The following is a 5,938-nucleotide window of genomic DNA, read 5'->3' on the forward strand; positions in this document are numbered from 1 at the left end:
CCGCCTGCCGTGCCTTGATGCCCAGTTGATACCAGCCGTCGCCGGGGAGGGTGTTTGCCGCAACCTTCCATGTGATGGTCTGAAGCGCCTTGTCCCAGTTTCCGCTGCCGATGGTATTATACAGCATGTGCTTGGGGTCGGAGGGGGAGATGGAACTGGAGGAATTGTCGTAGGTGGGATAGAGGACGGAGTCCGACTTATAGACGGCATCCTCGCCCTCGATGCGCACCACGCCGGACGGGGTGGCATCCTTCGAAACTGCCGCATCCACGCCGGCAGCATAGGTATCGTAATCGCTCACTTCCTCCGGCTGGGCAAAGCGCAGGGTGTCCAGCGCAAAGTACGCCTTGGAGGAGGAGAGGGTGATCTCATGGGTACCCTTTTCCAGATAGAACTGGAGGGGTTCGTTGAACAGTCCGTCGGAATCGCCGATCCAGCCGGTGCGCCACATCTCGGTCTGCACCTGTGCGGGGCGCACCTGATTGCCGGCGCTGTCGGTCTTGATGTCCTCCTTGTTCCGGTAGATCTTGTTCAGGGTCATACGGGAGGCGGTGTCATAGGGGACTTCGCCGTCCACCGCCAGAGAAAGGGAGATCTCCGAGGTGTTGGAGACGATGGGGCAGTAGGTCGCCTCGATGGAGTAGAGTCCGGTTTCCGGAACCTCCACGGTATAGGTAAACGCACCCTCTGCGCTGTCCCAGATCAGGACGTTGTCCCGCACGCTGTTGTCCTCCGTGCCGGTATACGAGCCGACCTCGAAGGTATCGCAGTCCGCCTGCGTATAATCCGCTCCGTTCAGGACAAACTCCGCATCGGGGTGCGCCGCATCTGCATAGGTGTCGTAATAATCGCTGTACGTGTCCTGCTCCTCGTAGTACAGGCTTCCGCCGGTGTCTGCGGATTCCTCAGCCGCAGGAGCAGCGGCAGTGCCGGATGCCGGTTCTGCGGCGGCAGGCAGCGGCAGAATGGTGCCGGACAGGAGCACCGCCAGCAAGATCGCACCGATTTTCTTGTGCCATTTCACATTTGCCAAAGTTCTTCCACCCTTCTTTCTGCTCCGGCACGTGCCGGAAGCATGATATTTCGTCATTCTTCTGTGCGCCGGAGTTTTCCACAGGGACATATTGCAAATTATACAGAAAATAAGCGCAGCAGTTCACGTTTATTATAGCAATTTCTGGTATATTTGTCAAGTTTGTGAAAACATGGCCCGATTTTGCGAAAATCTTGTGAAAACCGATGGAACTTGTGAAATTGTGTTGTTGTTTTGCGGACTGGAAACGTATCTGCGCTTTTTCCAAAAAAAGCACAAAATGTTTTCAAGTCTGCACGCAAAAAAGCACGGATTGACAGTGTGAAAATTGCCAATCCGTGCTCGAATTTCATATTGCGTTCTGAGAGCTCGTGTTCATAGGCATCTATCTACGTCTTTTCGGCAAATTTTGTTGCATACTGCGTTAAAAATTCTTGCCATACGAAAGTATGCCCGCAAATTTTTGCCTTGTCTGCAAAAAAATTTGCTCGAAAATCCGCATCTATTTCCTACGAACACAAGCTCTGAAAGGCGGGAATTCGGTGATTAATACGCCTTGCCCCAGTATACCATGCACTTTGCGGGCTTTCCGCAGCAGATGCAGGTATCTGCCAGATGTTCCTGCTGCTTCGGGATGCAGCGGGAGCCGACACCGGTCAGTTCCTTGATCTTGTCCTCGCACGCCTCATCGCCGCACCACATTGCCTTGACGAAGCCGTCGCCCTTTTCCTCCAGCGTCCTGGTGATCTCGTCCAGCGTCCGGCAGGCGTAGGTGTGCTTCTCCCGGTTTTCCAGTGCCTTTTCGTACATCTTATCGTGTACTTCCTGAAGCAGCTGCTGAATGGTATCTGCCAGCGTATCGCCCAGGGCAGCGGTGCGCTTTTCGCCGCCCACACGGGGTGCCAGCACGCACTGGCCGTTTTCGATATCTCTCGGGCCGATCTCCAGACGAACCGGAACGCCCTTCATCTCGTACTGGGCGAACTTCCAGCCCGGCGAATTGTCGCTGTCGTCCAGCTGGACACGGAGTCCGGCAGCCTTCAGCTGGTCTGCCACTTCCTGTGCCTTTTCCAGCACGCCAGCCTTGTGCATTGCCACCGGAACGACTACTACCTGAACCGGTGCCACTGCCGGCGGCAGTACCAGACCGTTGTCGTCGCCGTGGGTCATGATGATGGCGCCAATGAGGCGGGTGGTCATGCCCCAGCTGGTCTGGTGCGGCGTGCGGCGTTGGTTGTCCTTGTCGGTGTACTCAATGCCGAATGCCTTGGCGAAGCCGTCGCCGAAGTAGTGGGAGGTGCCTGCCTGGAGCGCCTTGCCGTCGTGCATCAGCGCCTCGATGCAGTAGGTGGAGACAGCGCCGGCGAACTTGTCGCTCTCGGTCTTCTGTCCCTTGACCACCGGAATTGCCAGAGCGTCCTTGCAGAAGTCTGCGTAGACATCCAGCATGCGCTCGGTCTCCTCGATTGCCTCCTCGGCAGTGGCATGGATGGTGTGTCCCTCCTGCCACAGGAATTCCCGGGAGCGCAGGAACGGACGGGTGGTCTTTTCCCAGCGCACCACGCTGACCCACTGGTTATACAGCTTCGGCAGGTCACGGTAGCTGTGGACGATGTCGGCGTAGTGCTCGCAGAACAAGGTCTCCGAGGTGGGACGGACGCACAGGCGCTCCTCCAGCTTTTCGCTGCCGCCGTGGGTCACCCAGGCAACCTCCGGCGCAAAGCCCTCGACGTGATCCTTTTCCTTTTGCAGCAGACTTTCCGGAATGAACATGGGCATATTCACGTTCACGTGGCCGGTCGCCTTGAACATGCCGTCCAGAATGCGCTGAATGTTTTCCCAGATGGCGTAGCCATAGGGACGGATGACCATGCATCCTTTGACGCTGGTATAGGAAACCAGCTCTGCCTTTTTACAAATGTCGGTGTACCACTTGGCGAAATCCACGTCCATTGCGGTGATTTCTTCCACCATTTTCTGATTGTTTTTTGCCATGAAGAGCCTCCTCCAATGGGACGGCACGCAGCCGCCCATGATCCATAGTTTGACGTTTCCAGTATATCACATTTCCGGGGAAATGGCAAGGGGATGGGGTACAGAAATCATGAGAGCCTCCCCTGAAAGGGGAGGGGGACCGCCAATAGGCGGTGGAGAGGTCCTTTCGAAAAATCTTTTTATGATGTTTTCGGCATAAGTGGAGACCCCTCAGTCAGTGCTGCGCACTGCCAGCTCCCCTTTCAGGGGAGCCTTATCTGTTCCTACAGAACTGCACACATCCCGTTCCCGTTACGCTTCTTCTGTCTTGACCGTGCAGCCGAAGGATTCCAGGGTTTTCCTCGTGGCTTCGTCCAGATTCGGGCAGTTGACGAATGCGTCCGGTGCGATCTTCTCCATGCTGTCGGCGAATACCACGTGCTTCAGATGCTCGCAGCCGCAGAACGCCTGGCTTGCGATCTCCCGCACGCCCTCCGGCATGAGGTAAGCGCCCTCTTTCTTGCCCATGGGGTAGAAGACCAGCTCGGTCTGTTCCTTATTGAACAGCACGCCGTTCTTGGCGCTGTGCTCGTGGCTGTTCTCCGAAACCATCATATCCGTCAGCTCCCTGCAGGAGTGGAGCAGTTCCAGATTCAGAACCTTTCTCGGATACGGCACAATGGCACGGTGGAGATTATCGCAGCCGGCGAACACGCCTCTGCCGATCTCCTGCAAGCCGGACGGCACACGGGTGGAGATGAGTCCGGTACAGCTGCCGAACGCATTTTCGCCCACACGCTTCACGCTGTCCGGAATCTGTACCATGGTCAGGTTCACGCAGCCGGAGAACGCCTCGTCATCAATGACCTCCACGCTGTCCGGCAGCTGAAGGCTGGTCAGACCGATACAGCCGGCGAATGCGCTCTTGCCGATGTAGGTCACGCCGTCCGGAATCCGGATCATGGTCAGGCTGGAACAGCCGGCAAAGGCATAGCTGCCGATGCTCTGGAGCGAGTCGGGGAGCTGGACACCGGTCAGGCTAGTGCAGCCCCGGAAGCCGTGTCCCTCAAAGCCGTTGCCGCCGCCGATGGCAACCACGCCGGCAGGTACCACGTACTTGGACTTCTTCTTGCCTCTGGGATAGCGGATGAGGTTGGTCTTGTCGGCATTGAAGAGCACGCCCTCCTGGCTGCTGTAGGTCGCATTGGTCTTGACCACACGCAGAGCGCTCAGGTTCTTCTCCTCGTCAAACTCGCCGGCGGGAATCTCCTGTGTCTCCTCCGGAATCTCCAGCGCCACAGCGCCGGCACGCTTCTGGAGCATTTCCAGCATCTCGCTGGGGCAGGGATACGGCACGATGACAGTGCAGGTGCTATGGCAGCTGCGGAAGACATCCTCGCCGATCTGTTCCACGTGGGTGGACATGCGCACTTCCTTCAGGCTGCGGCAGCCCTCGAACACATTGCCGCCGAGATGGCGCACGCTGTCCGGAATCTGAATGGCGGTCAGAGAAGTGCAGTAGGAGAACGCTCTCCAGTCGATGCGCTCCAGTCCCTCCGGCAGAACGACTTCGTTCAGGCTGACACAGCCAAAGAAGGTGCCGCGGCGCAGACGGCAGATGCCGGACGGCACTTCCACACGGGTGATCTTCTTGCAATAGAAGAACGCACGCTCGCCGATGACAGTGATGCCGGCGGGCAGGTTCAGTTCCTCCAGATTCTCGCACTCCTCGAACGCCTGATCCTGAATCTCCTCCAGCGATGCCGGCAGTTCCAGACGGGTGAGGGCGTGGCAGCCGAAGAATGCGCTCTCGCCGATGACGGTCATGCCGTCCGGCAGCGCTGCTTCTGTCAGGGCTGCGCAGCCGGAGAACGTGTCATAAGACAGCTCGGTCACGCCGGACGGGATCTCGATGCCGGTCAGGGCAGTACAGCCGGCGAATGCCTTCGGTGCGATCTCGGAAACAGTGTCCGGCAGGAAGATGGCTTTCAGGGACGGGCAGCCGGCAAATGCGGATGTGCCGATCTTTTTCAGACCGTCAGACAGTGTCACCTGATTCAGTGCCTCGCAGGATTCGGCAAAGCCTGCGGGAAGCTCGGCTACGCCGGCGGGAACGGTGATGTGGCGCAGACGGCGGCAGCCCTGAAAGACATTCTTACCCAGTTCTGTCAGCTGCTCCGGCAGCTCAGCCTCTTCCAGACCGATGCAGCTGGCAAAGGCGCTTGCGCCGATCTTCGTCACATTGGGGGAGAGCACCAGCCGTTCCAGGTGGGTGCAGCCCTCAAAGGCACGGTCGGCAATGGCGGTCACGCTGTCCGGCAGGATGACCTGCGTCAGACCGGTGCAGCCCTTCCAGCAGCTCCAGGACACGACGGAAATTCCGGCGGGGAGCTTCACCTGTGTCAGACCGACGCAGCGGAAAAATGCCACGTTATCAATGGCGGTAAGGTGCTCCGGCAGGTTCACTTTGCGCAGGTTGGTGCAGCCGGCAAAGGTGCTCGCCTCGATTTTCGTCAGGTCGTCCGGCAGGGATACCTCCGTCAGGGAAGTACATCCCGAAAACGCCATTGCGCCAAGGAAAGTGACGCTCTGGGGGAGTGCCACACGGCGCAGGTTCTTGCAATTTTCAAAGGCGCTGTCCTCGATCTTCGTCAGCCCCTCCGGCAGTTCTACGGCGGTCAGCTGGCAGCCGGCAAACGCTTTCCTTCCAATGACTGTGACAGAAGCCGGCACCGAAACGCTGGTGACGCCCTCTTCTTCGATGTACTTTTTCAGGACACCGTTTTCCATGGTAAAGCTCATTGATATTCCTCCTATGAAATGTGATTTCTCCGTCAAAAATAAAAAGATGCAAGGAATGCGACCCATGCTCCGCACAGATCGCCTTCCGGAAAAACAATTTTAGAGCTTGTGTTCGTAGGAAATATATGC

General features: G+C 57.7%; 2 protein-coding genes and 1 pseudogene. All 3 read right to left on the minus strand.

Annotation, left to right across the window (positions count from 1 at the left end):
• Nucleotides 1–1,033: pseudogene (locus QZL66_RS11155) on the minus strand (ABC transporter substrate-binding protein); the annotation flags it as partial.
• A 546-nt stretch (nucleotides 1,034–1,579) separates the two neighbouring features.
• Nucleotides 1,580–3,028, minus strand: coding sequence for a proline--tRNA ligase (gene proS, locus QZL66_RS11160; protein WP_022411803.1), 1,449 nt, complete (start codon nucleotides 3,026–3,028; stop codon nucleotides 1,580–1,582).
• A gap of 291 nt (nucleotides 3,029–3,319) precedes the next feature.
• Nucleotides 3,320–5,809: a leucine-rich repeat domain-containing protein gene (locus QZL66_RS11165; RefSeq protein ID WP_022411804.1), complete on the minus strand. Its 2,490-nt coding sequence runs from the start codon at nucleotides 5,807–5,809 to the stop codon at nucleotides 3,320–3,322.
• Nucleotides 5,810–5,938: the final 129 nt, after the last annotated feature.

Source organism: Ruminococcus sp. CAG:330, from assembly GCF_000437175.1.
Classification (GTDB): domain Bacteria; phylum Bacillota; class Clostridia; order Oscillospirales; family Ruminococcaceae; genus Ruminococcus_C.

Coding starts and splice junctions, on each gene's coding strand:
- proS (WP_022411803.1), bottom strand. CDS start 3,028: ATGGCAAAAAACAATCAGAAAATGGTGGAAGAAATCACCGCAATGGAC.
- QZL66_RS11165 (WP_022411804.1), bottom strand. CDS start 5,809: ATGAGCTTTACCATGGAAAACGGTGTCCTGAAAAAGTACATCGAAGAA.